A 15,544-nucleotide genomic window follows, 5' to 3' on the forward strand; every position below is an offset into this window, starting at 1 on the left:
ACGCCGATCATCCCATATCCGCGCCTGGCCTCCGCCCACCGGGAGGTCAGCGCGCCTGGAGGGCCAGGAGGAGGGCCTGGCGCATGGGCTCGAGGCGCGGGCTGTGCCCGGTGAAGAGCCTGACCTGGTCCACCGCCTGGTGCAGCAGCATGAGCCATCCGGGGGCCACGGCTCCTCCTGCCGCGTGCCAGGCGGCCGCGAGGGCCGAGGGCCAGGGATCGTAGGCGACGTCGAGCAGGACGGCTCCACTCGCGCATGGCCGCACGGACAGCTGCCGGGCCAGGACCCCGGCCAGGTCATCGGCCCCCCGGGAGGGCAGGGTGGAGACCACGACGCCGCATCCGGCCATGCGCCTGGCCAGGGCCTCATCGGAGCCGGCCCGCCCGGGCTGCCAGTCGAGGGTCTCGATGGCCACGCCCATGCGGTGGGCGGCAGCGGCGGCCCGTCGCGGACCGGCGTGCCTGCGGGCCGCCACGGCGATGGAGCCGACCCCTACCTCGCTGAGCGCTGCCACGGCCGAGCACGCGGTTGCGCCCGAGCCCAGGATGAGGGCGCTGCCCCAGTCCCGACCGGCGCGGGCCCCCGCGGCGGCCATTCGCGTCTCGCGCAGGGCCTGGACGATGCCGGCCACGTCGGTGTTGAAGCCCGCCAGCAGTGCCGGGCCGCGACCCGAGCGCTGGGCCACCACGGTGTTGATCGCCCCGACGGTCCGGGCCAGGGGGTCGACGACGTCGAGCATGCTGGCGATCACCTGCTTGTGGGGCATCGTCACGCTCAGCCCCGCCCACTCCGGGCCCGGCCCGGCGGGGGCGGCGACATCGGCGAGCAGGCCGGCCAGCCCGTCGGGGACGACCTCCCGCGTCCCGTAATGCCAGTCCTCCAGGCCCAGGTCCGCGTAGGCGGCGCGGTGGAGCACCGGGGACAGGGAGTGGGTCACCGGCTGCCCGATCACCGCCGCCCGGTGCGTCAGCAGCCGCCCGCCGCCCGGTCCCGGATCCTGTGTCATGGCCATGATGACTCCCTGCCTAGGGGGTGGGTGCGGCACTGGGCGCCGCGCTGGACTCCGAGCCGGGCGTCGCGCCGCCGGACTCGCCCTCGCAGACCTTCTTGTTCTTCTCGCAGTACTCGCGCAGCTTGGTCGTGTTGGCGTCCTGCTCCTCATGCGTCGTGGCGAACAGGGTCTCGCCGGTCTCGAGGTTGACGGTCACGAAGTAGAGCCACTCGCCCTGGGGCGGGTTCAGGACGGCCTTGATGACCTCCGTGCCGGGGCTGCCGATGGGGGTGGGGGGCAGGCCCGCGTGCTGGTAGGTGTTGTAGGCGTTGGAGCCGTCGGCGATCTCCTCCTTGCTGGGGATCCCGCCCACCCGGCCCAGGCCGTACTGGACGGTGGAGTCCATCTGGAGCAGGCCGCGGGTCTCGCCCTCGGTATCGATGAGACGGTTCTCAATGACCCGGGCGACCTGTCCGTAGTACTCGGGGCTGGCGACCTCGCGCTCGACGATGGAGGCCTTGATGAGCACCCTCTGGTAGTTGTCGGGCTCGACGCCCAGGGTGGTCAGGGTCTTGACCGTGGCCGCGACCATCTGGGCCACGACGTCCGTGGCGGTGGCGCCGTCGGGGATGTCATAGGTCGAGGCCGCCAGCCAGCCCTCGACATTGCCGCCGGCCGCCTCGGGCAGTCCGATGGCGGCGGTGTCGGCATAGGCGGCGTCGACCTCCTCGGCGCTGAAGCCCCCCACGCTCATGAGCCGGTCCTTGATCTGCGCCTTGGTGAAGCCCTCGGGAACCGTCAGGGCGTGCCCGTCCTTGTTCCTGGGGTCGAGCAGGGCGGCCACCGCATTGGCCGCGGACATGCGGGTCTTGAGCGAATAGGTCCCGGCCTGGATCGTGCCCGCCTTCGTGTTGGCGTTGTACGCCTCGACGAAGGCCTCGACACTGGCCACGACGCCCTTCTCCTTGAGGATCTCCCCGATGATCCGGCCCGTGGCGCCCTCGGGCACGGTGACGACGATGCTCTTGTCCCCGGTGCCCTCGTAGTCCTCGACGGAGGTGCCGATGCCACTGACGCCTCGCATGATCCCCACGGCCTTGTAGCCCACGACGCCGACAGCCGCCAGCACGATGACCAGCACCACGGTGGTCAGCCAGTGGCGGCGCCGCTTGCGCCGCTTGCGCTCGACCTTCTCCCGGCGCCGTTCCTTACGGGCCTTGGGCTTGGCCTCGCCAGAGGTCGCATCCTCGCGCTGGATGCCGAGCTCGGCGAAGAAATCGTCGTGGCTCACGCTCTGCCTTTCTTACTCGGATGGACTCGCTGCCCGGCTGGTCGCCCGGTGCTGCGCTCGGCGTGCAGGGCTTGCTCCAGTATGACAACAGCCGCCGCCTGATCGACGATGCTGCGGAAACTCCTCTCCTTCAGCCCGGCCTCGTGAAGATGACGATGCGCCGAGACGGTGGTCAGGCGCTCATCGACCAGGCGCACCGTCACCGGGGCGATGCGATCAGCCAACTCGCGAGCCCATCGCCGCGCATCCCTGGAGGAGGAGGAGCCTGCGCCACTGAGGTTGATGGGCAGGCCGACCACCGCCTCCACGGCGTCGTGCTCGGCGACAAGATCCGCAGCCTCGTCAAGATCCGCACCATAGCGGTCCCGCCTGAGCGTCAGCACGGGAAACGCCAGAAGAGCGTCCTGATCGCAACGCGCCACGCCGATGCGCGCCCGACCCACATCGAAGGCCAGGCGCACCCCGGGGCGCAGCGCCGCTGACTCCATGGCTCAGTCCGCCAGCTCGGTGGCGATGGCCTTGAGGGCCTGTGGCAGAGCCTCGGGGTTCTGACCGCCGCCCTGCGCGAGGTCGTCCTTGCCTCCGCCGCCACCGCCCAGGGCCGTGGCGGCCACGCGCACCAGGGCGCCGGCCTTGATCCCCTTGTCCCGCGCGACAGCATTGGTGGCGACGACGATGACCGGTCGGCCCGAGACCACGCCGGCCACGGCGACGACCGCGGGCTCGGCCTCCCCCAGGCGCTCTCGCACATCAGCCACCAGCGGGCGCAGCGCGTCCGCCGAGCCCAGCTCGCCCAGGGACAGCGCCGCCAGGCGCGTGCCGCCCACACGGGTGGCGGCCCCGATGATGTCGGCTGCGCGAGCGGCGGTGGCGGCCTGCTCGGCGGCGGCCACCTTCTTCTCGGCCTCCTTGAGCCGGCCCATGAGCGACTCGATGCGCCCGGGCAGGTCCTCGGGACGTCCGCCCACCAGTGCGGTGAGCTGGGAGACCAGGGCGTGCTCCTGGGCCTGGAAGCCATAGGCGCCGTCGCCCACCAGGGCGTCGATGCGGCGCACGCCCGAGCCGATGGAGGACTCCCCCATGAGGGTGATGCGGCCGATGTGACCGGTGGCGGGAACATGCGTGCCGGCGCACAGCTCCTTGGACCAGTCCCCGCCGATGGAGACCACGCGCACCTGCTTGCCGTACTTCTCCCCGAACAGGGCGATGGCCCCGGCGGCACGGGCTGCGTCGATGTCCATGACCTCGTCGGTCACCGGCAGGTCCTGGGCCAGGCGGGTGTTGACCAGCTCCTCGATGCCCGCCATCTGCTCACCGGCCAGAGCCGTGCCGTGGCGGAAGTCGAAGCGCAGCCGGGAGGGCGAGTTCTCCGAGCCGGCCTGGGTGGCGCTGTCGGAGACCACCTCGTGAAGGGCGCGGTGGACCATGTGGGTGGAGGTGTGGGCCCGGGCGATGGCCAGGCGGCGAGCGGTGTCGATCTGCGCGTGGGCCTTCTCACCCACGGTGATCGTCCCCTCGGTGAGGGCGCCGCGATGGACGGACAGGCCCTTGATGGGGGCCTGGACGTCGACGACGTCCACCACTCCGCCGTCGGACAGGCGGATGGTGCCCTGGTCGGCGAGCTGCCCGCCCATCTCCGCCCAGAAGGGGGTGCGGTCCAGGACGACCTCGACCTGCGCCGGGGCGCTGGCGGTGGTGACCGGCACGCCGTCGACAAGAAGGCCGGCGACAGAGGCGTCAGCGGCGGAGTCGGTGTAGCCCAAGAAGGTCGACCCGCCCTCCATCTGCCGTGACAGCTCCTGGAAGACGCGCAGGTCCGCGTGACCGGCCTTCTTGGCACGGGCATCGGCCCGTGCGCGCTCCTTCTGCTCCTCCATGAGGGAGCGGAAGGCGGCCTCATCGACGCTGACGCCCTGCTCGGCGGCCATCTCCAGGGTCAGGTCGATGGGGAAGCCATAGGTGTCGTGCAGCTCGAAGGCGCTGCGCCCGGGGACCACGGGCGCAGCGCTGGGGCCGGCCGTCTTCTTGGCCGCCGCCACCGCCGTGTCCAGGATGGTCGTGCCGGCCGCCAGGGTGCGCCGGAAGGCCTCCTCCTCGCCGAAGGCCACATCGGAGATGGTGCCCCAGTTCTCCTCGACCTCCGGGTAGGAGGCCTTCATGGCATCGCGCGAGACGGTCAGCAAGGTGGGCAGGGAGGCCTCCTCCACGCCCAGCAGGCGCATCGAGCGCACCGCGCGGCGGATGAGGCGGCGCAGCACGTAGCCGCGGCCGTCATTGCCGGGGCGCACGCCGTCTCCGATGAGCATGAGGGCGCTGCGCACATGGTCGGCGACGATCCGCATGCGCACGTCATCCATGTAGGCCTCGCCGGCCTGGGGACCGGCCGCTCCGCGACCGTAGGTCCTCCCGGACATCTCCTCGGCCGCGGCGATGACGGGATAGACCTCGTCGATCTCATACATGTTGGGCTTGTCCTGCATGAGGAAGGCCAGGCGCTCCAGGCCCGCACCGGTGTCGATCGCGGTGGGGTCGAGCTTGCCGACCAGCTCGAAGTCATGACCCGAGCCCTCGCCCCGCACGTACTCGTCGAAGACGAGGTTCCAGATCTCCAGGAAGCGGTCGCCCTGGGCATCGGCCGCCGGGCCGCCCTCAGGACCGTACTGCGGCCCGCGGTCGTAGTGGATCTCGCAGCAGGACCCCGCCGGGCCCGGCTGGCCGGTGGACCAGGAGATCTCGGCGAATGGGAGCTTCTGGATGCGCTGGGCCGGCACCCCGATGACACGGGTCCAGTAGTCCAGGGAGACCTGGTCCTCCTCCCAGATGGTCATCCACAGCCTCTCGCCGTCCAGGCCGTAGCCGCCCTCCTGGCGAGATCCCGTCAGCAGCTCCCAGGCGTAGGAGATGGCCCCCTCCTTGAAGTAGTCCCCGAAGGAGAAGTTGCCGTTCATCTGGAAGAAGGTGCCATGGCGCGTGGTGAAGCCGACATTGTCGATGTCATTGGTGCGGATGCACTTCTGCACGCTGGCGGCCCTGGGCCACGGGGCCTCCTCGGTGCCCAGGATGTAGGGGATGAAGGGGACCATCCCGGCCACGGTGAACAGGATGGAGGGCTCCGGGGAGATGAGAGAGATCGAGGGCCTGATCTCGTGCCCGTTCTTGGCGAAGTACTCCAGCCAGCGGCTGCGGATCTCGGAGGTGCGCATAGTCCTCATCCTGTTCGTGTCAGGCGCGCCCGGGAGGTTGGGGTGGCTCGGTGCGGGCCGGCGGGCGTCGGTGGTGGCGTCTTGAGTCGGCGACGGGTGATGCGGTGGACCGGGTTAGGGCCGTGAGTGAGGGTAGTCCCCATACGCGGGGCGCCCCGAACCGCGGACCGGTCCGGGGCGCCCCGCGTGACGTCTCGGGGAGGGTCAGCGCGAGTAGTACTCGACGACCATCTGCACGTCGCAGGTCACGGGGACCTCGTCGCGCTTGGGGCGGCGCACCAGGGTGGCCGAGAGCTTCTCGAGCTCGACCGTCAGGTAGTCCGGAACGGGGGGCAGCACATCGCGGTGGGCGCCGGCGGCGGCGACCTGGAAGGGCACCATCACCTGGGAGCGGGGGCGGACCTGGATGGTCTGGCCCGGCTTGACGCGGTAGGAGGGGCGGTCCACGACCTTGCCGTCCACGAGGATGTGGCGGTGGACGACGGCCTGTCGGGCCTGGGCGATGGTGCGGGCGATGCCAGCGCGCAGCACCAGGGCGTCCACGCGCATCTCGAGGAGCTCGACCAGGGACTCACCGGTCAGGCCCTTCTCGCGGCGGGCCTCCTCGAAGACGCGCTGGAGCTGAGCCTCGCGGATGCCGTACTGGGCGCGCAGGCGCTGCTTCTCCTTGAGGCGCACGGCGTAGTCGGACTCGGTGCGGCGACGGGCGCGGCCGTGCTCACCGGGGCCGTAGGGGCGGCGCTCGAAGTAGCGCACGGCCTTGGGGGTCAGCGGGATGCCCAGGGCGCGGGACAGGCGCACCTGGCGGCGAGAGCGTGAGGAGCTCATGTGTTGTCTTTCCTGTCGGAGTGAATCGCACGCCGATGACGGTGCCACCGGCGCGGGGTCAGCCGCTGATCGGATGATCGGGCCGGGACCCCAGGAGGCCCGCCGGACGCGGGGCGTCGACGGACAACCCCAGAACTCTAGCCCCGGCGCGGCCGGGGCCGCATCCCTCACCCGCACTCCTTGGAGCGATCTTCATCACCCACGGCCCTCGCCCGCCCGCTGCGCGCGGTGGATCACCGAGAGGGCGGCGAGCAGGAGGAAGGCGCTGAAGAGCCACCTGCCCACGGCCGGGCTCAGGCCCGCGGCGAGCGCCGCCCCGGCCGGGGAGGTCGCGGCCGAGGCCAGACCCGCCAGCAGACCGATGCGCAGGTCGGCACTGCCCCGTCGCAGATTGCTCACCGTCCCCGACAGCGCGGTGGGCACCATGGCCGCCAGGGATGTGCCCCTGGCCAGCAGGTCGCCGGCGCCCAGGACGATCTCCATCCCCGGCACGACGACCACTCCCCCGCCCACGCCCACCAGTCCGGCCATGACCCCGGCCACGAGCCCGACCACCGCCAGGCCTGCGCACCGGGTCGGATCCAGCGCGAGCTCCCCGCCCCGCCCCGGGGCGGACAGGCGCTGGCCGATGAGCACCACGATGATGAAGGCCACGAAGACCCAGCTCAGGGCCCGGGTGGGCAGCCTGTGCAGGAGGCGCACGCCGATCTGGGTGCCCAGGAGCGAGCCGAGCACGAGCAGGGCCGCGGCGATGAGCGAGACCTCGCCGCGAAGGCCGTAGCTCAGCGCGCCGACCAGGGCGGCGGGCATGATGGCCACCAGGGAGGTCGCGGCGGCCCTGCGCTGGTCCAGGCCCAGGACGACCACCAGTGCGGGCACGAGCACGATGCCGCCCCCCACCCCGAACAGCCCGGACAGGAGCCCGGCGCCCGCGCCGACCAGGCCCGCCAGGGCCCTCCTTCCCCACGGCTGGGCGTCGGCGCGCTGGGAGGGGAAGCCCGGCGGCGCGGTGCGCCTCATGACTCCTGCCCTCTGGGGGCGCCCGACCACGGGCCCTGGCTCAGTGCGCTGCGAGCCTGCGAGCACCGCTCGGCCTCCGTCGGGCCGCCGGGGTGAGAATCGATCGGAGTCGTGCCGCGCTGGATCCTGCGTATGGAGGCCAGGCGCTGGGCGAGGCGGTCCTCGAAGCCGTGGGAGGTCGGCCGGTAGTACTCGGCCCCCTCCAGGTCCTCGGGCAGGTAGGACTGGGCGACCACGGCATGCGGGAAGTCGTGCGGGTAGAGGTAGCCCTGGCCGTGGCCGAGCGACTGGGCGCCCGGGTAGTGGGCGTCGCGCAGGTGGGCAGGCACCTGCCCGCCCCGACCGGCGCGCACGTCGGACATGGCCCGGTCCAGGGCGAGGGTGACCGCATTGGACTTCGCGGCGGTGGCCACGGCCAGGGCCGCCTGGGCCAGGACGAGCCCGGCCTCGGGCATGCCGATCAGCGCGACCGCCTGCTGCGCGGCCACCGCCGTGGACAGCACGCCGGGATCGGCCAGCCCCACATCCTCGGCCGCGTGGATCGTGATGCGCCTGGCGATGTAGCGCGGGTCCTCCCCGGCCGCGATCATGCGGGCCAGGTAGTGCATGGTGGCATCGGGGTCCGATCCGCGCATGGACTTGATGAAGGCGCTGATGACGTCGTAGTGCTGGTCGCCGGCGCGGTCGTAGCGCACTGCGGCCGCGTCAGCGGCCCGCTCAACATCCTCCACGGCGATGAGGGGCGCTGCCTCCCCCTGCTCACCGGGGGTCCGTGCACCCGGATCGGCCAGGACGGCGCCCGCGGCCGCCTCGAGCACGGTCAGCGCCTTGCGCGCATCGGATCCGGCCATGCGCGCCACCTGCTCACGGGCCTCCTGGGTGATGCCCACACGGCCGCCCAGCCCTCGCTCATCGGCAAGGGCCCGATCAACGACGGCGGCGACGTCCTCGGCCTCCAGGGGGCGCAGGGTCAGCAGCAAGGAGCGCGACAGCAGGGGCGAGACCACAGAGAAGGAGGGATTCTCCGTGGTGGCGGCGATGAGCGTGACCCAGCGGTTCTCCACGCTGGGCAGCAGGGCGTCCTGCTGGGAGCGGGAGAAGCGGTGGACCTCATCGACGAACAGGACCGTCTCCTGGCCAGAGGCTCCCAGGCGGCGCCGGGCGTCCTGGACAACGGCGCGCAGATCCTTGACCCCCGCTGTCACCGCGGACAGCTCGACGAAGCGCCGCCCCGATCCCCGGGCCACCAGGTAGGCCAGCGTGGTCTTGCCCGTCCCTGGAGGCCCCCACAGGATGACCGATGAGACCCCCGCCCCTGCGGCAGCGCCGTCGGCCGGCTCGACCAGGCGCCGCAGCGGTGAGCCCGGCGTCAGCAGATGCCCCTGCCCCACCAGCTCATCCAGGCTGCGCGGTCGCATCCGCACGGCCAGGGGCGCATGCGCATCAGTGGGCAGGCCCGCCTCATCGGTGCCGGCAGACTCGAACAGGTCCATGGCCCTGAGCCTAGCGCCCGCCCTGGTGGTCCCGGCCCCGCGGGGCTCGGCGCACCGCGCGCGCCGGCCCTCCGCGCGCATTCGCCGCCCAGATTCTCCCGGCGCTTATGGTCCTGGCGCCGCCATGATCGCGTCGCATATGGCGCGCTACCGGCCGCTGAGGTGGGAGAATGCCCTCATGCTCTCCTGGCTCGCTCACCGCGTCATCAAGGACGCCTGGTATGTCGTCATCACCTGGGTCCTCATGCTCGTGGTCGTCGCGGCGGTCAGCCTGACAGGGCTGGGAGGATCAGGGCTCTTCGATCGCCTGAGCCCCAGCTCCACCGGGCTGCCCGGCACCCAGAGCGCCGAGGGGCAGCAGGTGCTCGACTCCCTGGCCGGGGACTCGGTGATCGTCACCCTTCTGGTCACCGATGTCGATCTGACCACCACCGCCCGTCAGGAGGCGATCGCCGAGGCGCTGACTCAGGCCCATGCCGACCTCGGGGCGATCGTGGGCAAGGAGAATGTCCTGGACCCTTTCGTGGTGCCCGGGATGCTCACCTCCCCAGCCGCGCAGTCCATGGCCTCGACCAGCGGTGACGGCTTCATCATCGTGGCCACGGTCAACCCCAACGGCCCCAAGGTCGCCGATCCCCAGGACCAGGAGTACGCCGCCACGGTCCTGGGCCAGGTCGAGCAGGTCAGCCAGCGCCTGGAGAGGGTTCCCGGCGAGCTCAGGGCCGTTGAGCCCAAGGCCACCGGGATCGTCTCCCATGAGGGCCTGCGGGCCCAGGCCATCAACGACCAGGCCGAGCGGGACCTTTTGGTCGGAGAGCTCATCGCCCTTCCGGCGGCGCTGCTCATCATGATCCTGGTCTTCGGCGGCTTCCTGCTGGCCGGGATGCCGCTGCTGGGCGCGCTGGCGGCCATCCTCGGCACGGTGGGCGCCCTGTACGGGATGTCCCTGGTCATGGACCTGCAGTCCTTCGTGGTCAATGTCGCCAGCGTCATGAGTCTGGGGCTGTCCATCGACTACGCGCTCCTGCTGACCTTCCGCTACCGCGAGGAGCTCGCGCGCGCCCGCGAGGAGCTCACCCATGGCTCCCGCCCCGCCACCAGGCGGCGACGGCGCAGCGGTCGGCGCGACACTCTGGTGGTCACCTGCATGACCACCGCCATGCGCACCGCGGGGCGAACGATCATCTTCTCCGCCCTGACCGTGGCGATCAGCCTCATGGGCCTGGTGGCGATGGGGCCGGGGATCCTGCGCTCCATCGGTCTGGCGGGAGCGGCGGCGGCCCTGGTCTCCGCGGCGGCCAGCCTGACCCTGGTGCCGGCCGTCCTGGTGCTCCTGGGGCGCAGGGCATCCAGGCGCTCGGTGCTGTCCACGGTGCCCGTGCTGGGACCGGTGCTGCGCAGGGTCGGGGATGTCACCCGGGACGAGGGCTCCTTCTCCGCCCTGGCGCGCAGGATCCACGCGCATCCCTGGGCGGTGCTCCTGGGCTGCCTCATGATCCTGGTGCTCCTGGCACTGCCACTGCGCCACATGCAGCTGCTCAACACCTCGATCGAGCAGCTGCCCCCTGGCTCTGAGCAGCGGCTCCACCACGAGACGCTGGAGAAGGACTACCCGGCGGTGGCCGGCCAGGACGCCACGCTCATCCTGGCGGGAACCGGATCCCGGGTCACCGATTTCATCAACAATGAGGTGGCGGGCGTCGCCGGGGTCGAGTCGGTGCTCAACCCATCGACAGCGGGCGACTACACGGTGGTCTACCTGGACCTGGAGGGCTCGCAGTGGAGCGCCTCCGCCGAGCAGGCCGTCATCGGGGTGCGCGCCCTGGACGCGCCGGTGGACATCTGGGTCACCGGCCAGGCGGCCAATCAGGTCGACTTCAAGGCCACGATCATCCAGGGCCTGCCCGTGGCGCTTCCCCTTGTGGCCCTGTCGATCTTCATCCTCCTGTTCGGCCTGACCGGCTCCCTGCTCATCCCCCTCAAGGCCCTGGCGGTCAATGTCCTGTCCCTGTGCGCCTCCCTGGGCGTCGTGGTGTGGGTCTTCCAGGACGGGCACGGAGCCGGCCCCCTGGGCTTCACCCCGGTGGGAGGCCTGGAGGCGACGGTGGTGGCGACGACCGCCGCCCTGGGCTTCGGCCTGGCGATGGACTACGAGGTCTTCCTCCTGGCGCGGATCACCGAGTACCGCCAAGCGGGCTTCGACAATGACACCGCCGTGGAGCGGGGGCTGCAGCGATCGGGACGAATCATCACCTTCGCCGGCCTCATCATGGTGGTGGTCTTCGCGGGATTCATCACCGGCCGGCTCCTGGCGGTCAAGGAGATCGGGCTGGCCCTGGCGGTGATCGTGGCACTGGACATCACGCTGGTGCGCCTTCTGCTGGTGCCCGCCGTCATGAAGCTCCTGGGGAGCTGGAACTGGTGGGCCCCGCAGTGGCTCAGGGGCCTGCATGGCGCCCCCGGGGTCCATCACGAGCACGTCCGCCTCACCCATCCGCCCGCACAGGCGATTCCCGCGCCATCGCCGGGGCCGATCGCGCCGCAGGATCAGCAGCACCAGCAGTACGACGGGCACCGGCCGCCGGCGGCCATGATGGAGGCGCCGCCTCCGCCTCCTACAGCAGGCTGATGTCGCCTGCGCCCTCGCGCAGCACCTCGGGGACGTCGTCGGTCAGGTCGACGACCGTGGTGGACTCGGCCCGGCCCACCGGCCCCTCGATGACGATGTCGATGAGGTGCCCCAGGGAGTCCTCGATCTGCCAGCCGTCGGTCTCGGGCTCCTCGTTGCCGGGCCGGATGAAGGTTGATGACAGGATCGGGGCCCCGAACTCCGCCACGAGCGCCTGGGTGATGGCGTGGTCGGGGATGCGCACGCCCAGGGTGTGCTTCTTGGGGTTGAGGGTCATGCGCGGGACCTCCTTGGTGCCCTTGAGGATGAAGGTCCAGGGGCCCGGGGTCAGGCGCTTGATGAGGCGGAAGGCGTTGTTCCCCACGATGGCCAGGGGCCCGGCCTGGGCGAAGTCCGCGCAGATGAAGGTGAAGTTGTGCTTGCCATCGAGCTGGCGCAGGGCGCGGATGCGCTCCAGCCCCTCCTTGTTGCCCGGCGCGCAGGCCAGGGCGTAGCCCGAGTCCGTGGGATAGGCGATCAGTCCGCCGTCCTTGAGGGAGTCGACCACCGTGGCGACTCGGCGGGCCTGGGGGTTGTCCGGGTGCAGCTCGATGTAGCGCGACATGCCCCCATGCTACACGCAGTGATGACACTCACAATAACGTCACGCTCCGCCCTGTCCGGAGTCCATCACCGCTCAGGTCGGGCCTGATTCAGACCAGGTCGAGCATCTCCTCGGCGACATCCGTGAAAATACCGGTCACGCCCCAGTTGAGGAGCTCGTGGGCGCGCGCCCGGGAGTTGACGGTCCACACACTGACGCCGTAGCCGGCCCCGCGCGCCATGTGGACCATCTCCCGACTCAGACCCGCGTCCTCCACATGGATGTGCTCGGCGCCGGTCAGCTCCATGACGGAGCGCCAGTCCCAGCGCAGCGTGGCCGCCTCGTACAGGCAGGCCACGGGCAGGTGCGGCGCCCGCTCCTTGAGCAGGTAAAGCAGCAGGTGATTGAAGGAGGAGATGAGGATGCGCCCCTCGCCGCCCTCGCCGCGCAGGCCCTTGAGCCCACTGATGAGCTGGTCCAGGAGCAGCAGGCTGCGCTGCGCGCCGGCCTCGTTGGACTTCAGCTCCAGATTGGCCTTGAGCCCGGTCTCATTGAGCACCTCCACCAGATCGGCCAGGGTGGGCAGGGGCTCGCCGGCGAATCGGGGCGAGAACCACGCGCCGGCGTCGATGCCCTCCAGATCCTCGGCACCCAGATCGTCGTAGCGCCCCGACCGGTTGGTGGTGCGGTCCAGCGTGGAGTCGTGGATGAGGATCACTGTTCCATCGCGGAGCACATCGAGGTCCACCTCGATCCAGGTCGCCCCGGCCTGAGCGGCCGCGCGCACCGCGGACAGGGTGTTCTCGGGCGCGCGCCCGCTCAAGCCCCGATGGGCGTAGATGCGACGCTCGAGGCGGGGTGCTGATTGCGCGCTCACGGGCAACCTCCTGGGTGGGTGGGAGCTGGGGCCAAGGCTACCCGGCCCCGCAGGCCCTCCCCTCCTTGCTCATCAACGTTTCTTCATATAAGATCCCTTTTATGCAACAGAGCATTGAGGCGCTGACCGACGACTCACCGGTCGTCCAACTCTTCAAGGCTCTTGCGCACCCCATGAGGGCCAGCATCATTCACCGTCTGACCGAGTCCCCTGCCGATGTCTCCGAGCTCGTTGAGATGCTCGGCGCCTCCCAGCCCTTGGTCTCCCATCACCTCCGGGTGCTGCGGGAGGCGCATCTGGTGGAGGCGCTCAAGGACGGGCGCAGGAGCAGCTACTCCCTCATCGACGACCACGTCGCATCGATCTTCCTCGATGCGCTCAGACATATGAAGGAACACGAGCATGACTGTCACCACTGAGCACCGCCCCGCCGAGGCGCACACTCACACCCACGGCCCCGACTGCGGGCACACGGCCGTCATCCACGGCGATCACGTCGATTACCTGCACAACGGCCACGCCCACCGCGAGGACGGCGGCCACTACGACGAGTGCACGGTGTGCTCGTGCCCCGACTGCGACGACGTCTGCGCCGCCTGCCAGTGCGCCGCCTGCTCCTGCCCGACCTGCAACCACAACACCTGCCAGTGCGAGCACTGCTCGGACTCCTGCTCATCATGCGCGTGCGAGGACTGCTCCTGCGCCACGTGCACCCACGCGGCCTGAGCTCCGGACTCGCTCCCAGTTCGCAACAGAGCCGGGGCGGGTGCCCATGGGCACCCGCCCCGGCTCTCGTCTGCGCTGTTCAGCGCGGGCCGTGCCTGAGAGGCCCTCAGGCGCGCTCGGCCTTCGGCTCCTCGGGCTCGGCGTCCACGCCGGCCTCCTTGCGCTGCTCGGCCGTGATCGGGGCGGGAGCCTCGGTCAGCGGGTCGTAGCCGCCGCCGGACTTGGGGAAGGCGATGACGTCGCGGATCGAGGCCGCCTTGGTCAGCAGGGAGACGATGCGGTCCCAGCCGAAGGCGATGCCACCGTGGGGCGGAGCGCCATAGGCGAAGGCCTCGAGCAGGAAGCCGAACTTCTCAGCCGCCTCCTGCTCGTCGATGCCCATGACCGCGAAGACCCGCTCCTGGATGTCGCGGCGATGGATACGGATGGAGCCGCCGCCGATCTCATTGCCGTTGCACACGATGTCGTAGGCGTAGGCGAGCGCGCTGCCCGGGTCGGTGTCGAAGGTCTCCAGGCACTCGGGCTTGGGCGAGGTGAAGGCGTGGTGGACGGCCGTCCAGGCCGATCCCCCCAGCGCCACATCGCCCTCCGCGCGGGCCTCGGCGGCCGCCTTGAACAGGGGCGCGTCCACCACCCAGACGAAGGACCAGGCGTCCTCGTCGATGAGCCCGCAGCGCTTGGCGACCTCCAGGCGAGCCGCTCCCAGCAGGGCGCGAGCGGCCTCGACGGCACCAGCGGCGAAGAAGATGCAGTCCCCGGGCTCGGCGCCGGCGGCCGCGGCCAGCCCGGCCCGCTCCTCCTCGGAGATGTTCTTGGCCACCGGGCCGCCCAGCGTGCCGTCCTCGGCCACGGTCACGTAGGCCAGGCCCCTGGCGCCGCGCTGCTTGGCCCATTCCTGCCAGGCGTCGAAGGTGCGGCGCGACTGCGAGGCTCCGCCGGGCATGACCACGGCCCCCACGTGGGCGGCCTGGAAGACCCGGAAGGCGGTGCCGGCGAAGTACTCGGTCAGATCCACCAGTTCCAGGCCGAAGCGAAGATCCGGCTTGTCCGTGCCGTACCTCTCCATGGCCTCGGCGTAGGTCATGCGCGGGATCGGGGTCTGAAGCTCGTGGCCGATCAGGGCCCACACCTCACGCAGAACGTCCTCGGCCACGGCGATGACATCGTCCTGCTGGACGAAGCTCATCTCGATATCCAGCTGGGTGAACTCGGGCTGGCGGTCGGCGCGGAAGTCCTCGTCGCGGTAGCAGCGGGCGATCTGGTAGTAGCGCTCCATTCCCGCCACCATGAGCAGCTGCTTGAACAGCTGGGGCGACTGCGGCAGGGCGTACCAGGACCCGGGCGCCAGGCGCGCGGGGACGAGGAAGTCGCGGGCGCCCTCAGGTGTGGAGCGGGTCAGGGTCGGGGTCTCGATCTCCACGAAGTCGTGGCCCTCCAGCACACGGCGGGCGGCGGCCGAGACCTTGGAACGCAGGCGAATGGCCCTCTGCATGGGGCTGCGGCGCAGGTCCAGGTAGCGGTGCTTGAGGCGGGCCTCCTCCCCCACCTGTCCGGCGTCCTCAGCGTGGTCGGAGACCTGGAAGGGAAGCGGCGCCGAGGTGTTGAGGATCTCGACATCACTGACCACGACCTCGATCTCGCCCGTGGGCAGGTTGGGGTTGGCATTGCCCTCTGGCCGGGCGGCGACCACTCCGGTCACCCTCAGGACGTACTCGGCGCGCAGGTCGTGGGCGATCTCCTCGCGGATGACCACCTGGGCGATGCCCGAGGCGTCGCGCAGGTCGATGAAGGCCACGCCCCCGTGGTCGCGGCGCCGATCCACCCATCCCGTCAGGGTCACGGTGGTGTCGATGTCGGCGGTGCGCAGGGAGCCTGCGGTGCGGGTTCGCAGCACGGTGCTGGG

The 15,544-nt window shown here is 70.9% G+C and carries 12 protein-coding genes and 1 pseudogene; 3 read left to right on the plus strand and 10 right to left on the minus strand.

The features are described 5' to 3' along the window. Positions 1-46: 46 nt before the first annotated feature. The 7 genes and pseudogenes from EL266_RS09790 to EL266_RS09820 all read right to left on the minus strand — a co-directional run. Positions 47-1,012, minus strand: coding sequence for a shikimate dehydrogenase (locus tag EL266_RS09790; RefSeq protein WP_232012008.1), 966 nt, complete (start codon positions 1,010-1,012; stop codon positions 47-49). Between the two features lie 13 nt (positions 1,013-1,025). Continuing rightward, the gene (gene mltG / locus EL266_RS09795) at positions 1,026-2,282 is read right to left on the minus strand and encodes an endolytic transglycosylase MltG (protein ID WP_026427475.1); all 1,257 of its coding nucleotides are present in this window, start codon (positions 2,280-2,282) and stop codon (positions 1,026-1,028) included. Continuing rightward, positions 2,279-2,770 carry a Holliday junction resolvase RuvX gene (gene ruvX / locus EL266_RS09800; RefSeq protein ID WP_084500959.1) on the minus strand — a complete coding sequence of 164 codons (492 nt, stop codon included), beginning with the start codon at positions 2,768-2,770 and terminating at the stop codon, positions 2,279-2,281. The genes mltG and ruvX overlap by 4 nt, the downstream gene beginning before the upstream one ends. Before the next feature lie 3 nt (positions 2,771-2,773). Next, positions 2,774-5,485, minus strand: a complete 2,712-nt coding sequence (gene alaS, locus EL266_RS09805) for an alanine--tRNA ligase (protein ID WP_026427477.1) — start codon at positions 5,483-5,485, stop codon at positions 2,774-2,776. A gap of 204 nt (positions 5,486-5,689) precedes the next feature. Further along, positions 5,690-6,313, minus strand: coding sequence for a 30S ribosomal protein S4 (rpsD, locus tag EL266_RS09810; RefSeq protein ID WP_026427478.1), 624 nt, complete (start codon positions 6,311-6,313; stop codon positions 5,690-5,692). 195 nt (positions 6,314-6,508) lie between these two features. Continuing rightward, positions 6,509-7,333, minus strand: coding sequence for a sulfite exporter TauE/SafE family protein (locus tag EL266_RS09815; protein ID WP_084500961.1), 825 nt, complete (start codon positions 7,331-7,333; stop codon positions 6,509-6,511). Positions 7,334-7,455: 122 nt separating this feature from the next. Continuing rightward, positions 7,456-8,826, minus strand: a pseudogene (locus EL266_RS09820) (replication-associated recombination protein A); the annotation flags it as partial. 178 nt (positions 8,827-9,004) lie between these two features. Between EL266_RS09820 and EL266_RS09825 the strand changes: the two are divergent. Beyond that, positions 9,005-11,455: an MMPL family transporter gene (locus EL266_RS09825; RefSeq protein WP_084500991.1), complete on the plus strand. Its 2,451-nt coding sequence runs from the start codon at positions 9,005-9,007 to the stop codon at positions 11,453-11,455. On the opposite strand, the gene EL266_RS09830 is transcribed toward EL266_RS09825, so the two are convergent. Together EL266_RS09830 and EL266_RS09835 are read right to left on the minus strand one after the other, a co-directional pair. Further along, positions 11,442-12,059: an L-threonylcarbamoyladenylate synthase gene (locus tag EL266_RS09830; protein ID WP_026427480.1), complete on the minus strand. Its 618-nt coding sequence runs from the start codon at positions 12,057-12,059 to the stop codon at positions 11,442-11,444. The two genes, EL266_RS09825 and EL266_RS09830, sit on opposite strands and share 14 nt — an antisense overlap. Before the next feature lie 88 nt (positions 12,060-12,147). Then, positions 12,148-12,915, minus strand: a complete 768-nt coding sequence (locus tag EL266_RS09835; protein WP_034515208.1) for a glycerophosphodiester phosphodiesterase family protein — start codon at positions 12,913-12,915, stop codon at positions 12,148-12,150. Between the two features lie 101 nt (positions 12,916-13,016). Between EL266_RS09835 and EL266_RS09840 the strand changes: the two genes are divergently transcribed. Both EL266_RS09840 and EL266_RS09845 read left to right on the plus strand, forming a co-directional pair. Further along, positions 13,017-13,334, plus strand: coding sequence for an ArsR/SmtB family transcription factor (locus tag EL266_RS09840; RefSeq protein ID WP_034515210.1), 318 nt, complete (start codon positions 13,017-13,019; stop codon positions 13,332-13,334). Further along, positions 13,318-13,641, plus strand: coding sequence for a hypothetical protein (locus tag EL266_RS09845; protein ID WP_034515214.1), 324 nt, complete (start codon positions 13,318-13,320; stop codon positions 13,639-13,641). The genes EL266_RS09840 and EL266_RS09845 overlap by 17 nt, the downstream gene beginning before the upstream one ends. 106 nt (positions 13,642-13,747) lie before the next feature. Here EL266_RS09845 and aspS read toward each other — a convergent pair whose 3' ends face one another. Continuing rightward, positions 13,748-15,535 carry an aspartate--tRNA ligase gene (gene aspS, locus EL266_RS09850; protein ID WP_026427483.1) on the minus strand — a complete coding sequence of 596 codons (1,788 nt, stop codon included), beginning with the start codon at positions 15,533-15,535 and terminating at the stop codon, positions 13,748-13,750. Positions 15,536-15,544 lie beyond the last annotated feature (9 nt).

This window comes from Actinomyces slackii, assembly GCF_900637295.1.
In the GTDB taxonomy this organism is placed as follows: domain Bacteria; phylum Actinomycetota; class Actinomycetes; order Actinomycetales; family Actinomycetaceae; genus Actinomyces; species Actinomyces slackii.

Bases quoted from the DNA above. Each gene is read 5' to 3' on its own strand.
- EL266_RS09790 (WP_232012008.1), bottom strand. From the start codon at position 1,012: ATGGCCATGACACAGGATCCGGGACCGGGCGGCGGGCGGCTGCTGACG.
- EL266_RS09825 (WP_084500991.1), top strand. From the start codon at position 9,005: ATGCTCTCCTGGCTCGCTCACCGCGTCATCAAGGACGCCTGGTATGTC.
- rpsD (WP_026427478.1), bottom strand. From the start codon at position 6,313: ATGAGCTCCTCACGCTCTCGCCGCCAGGTGCGCCTGTCCCGCGCCCTG.
- EL266_RS09815 (WP_084500961.1), bottom strand. From the start codon at position 7,333: ATGAGGCGCACCGCGCCGCCGGGCTTCCCCTCCCAGCGCGCCGACGCC.
- EL266_RS09840 (WP_034515210.1), top strand. From the start codon at position 13,017: ATGCAACAGAGCATTGAGGCGCTGACCGACGACTCACCGGTCGTCCAA.
- EL266_RS09845 (WP_034515214.1), top strand. From the start codon at position 13,318: ATGACTGTCACCACTGAGCACCGCCCCGCCGAGGCGCACACTCACACC.
- EL266_RS09830 (WP_026427480.1), bottom strand. From the start codon at position 12,059: ATGTCGCGCTACATCGAGCTGCACCCGGACAACCCCCAGGCCCGCCGA.
- ruvX (WP_084500959.1), bottom strand. From the start codon at position 2,770: ATGGAGTCAGCGGCGCTGCGCCCCGGGGTGCGCCTGGCCTTCGATGTG.
- alaS (WP_026427477.1), bottom strand. From the start codon at position 5,485: ATGCGCACCTCCGAGATCCGCAGCCGCTGGCTGGAGTACTTCGCCAAG.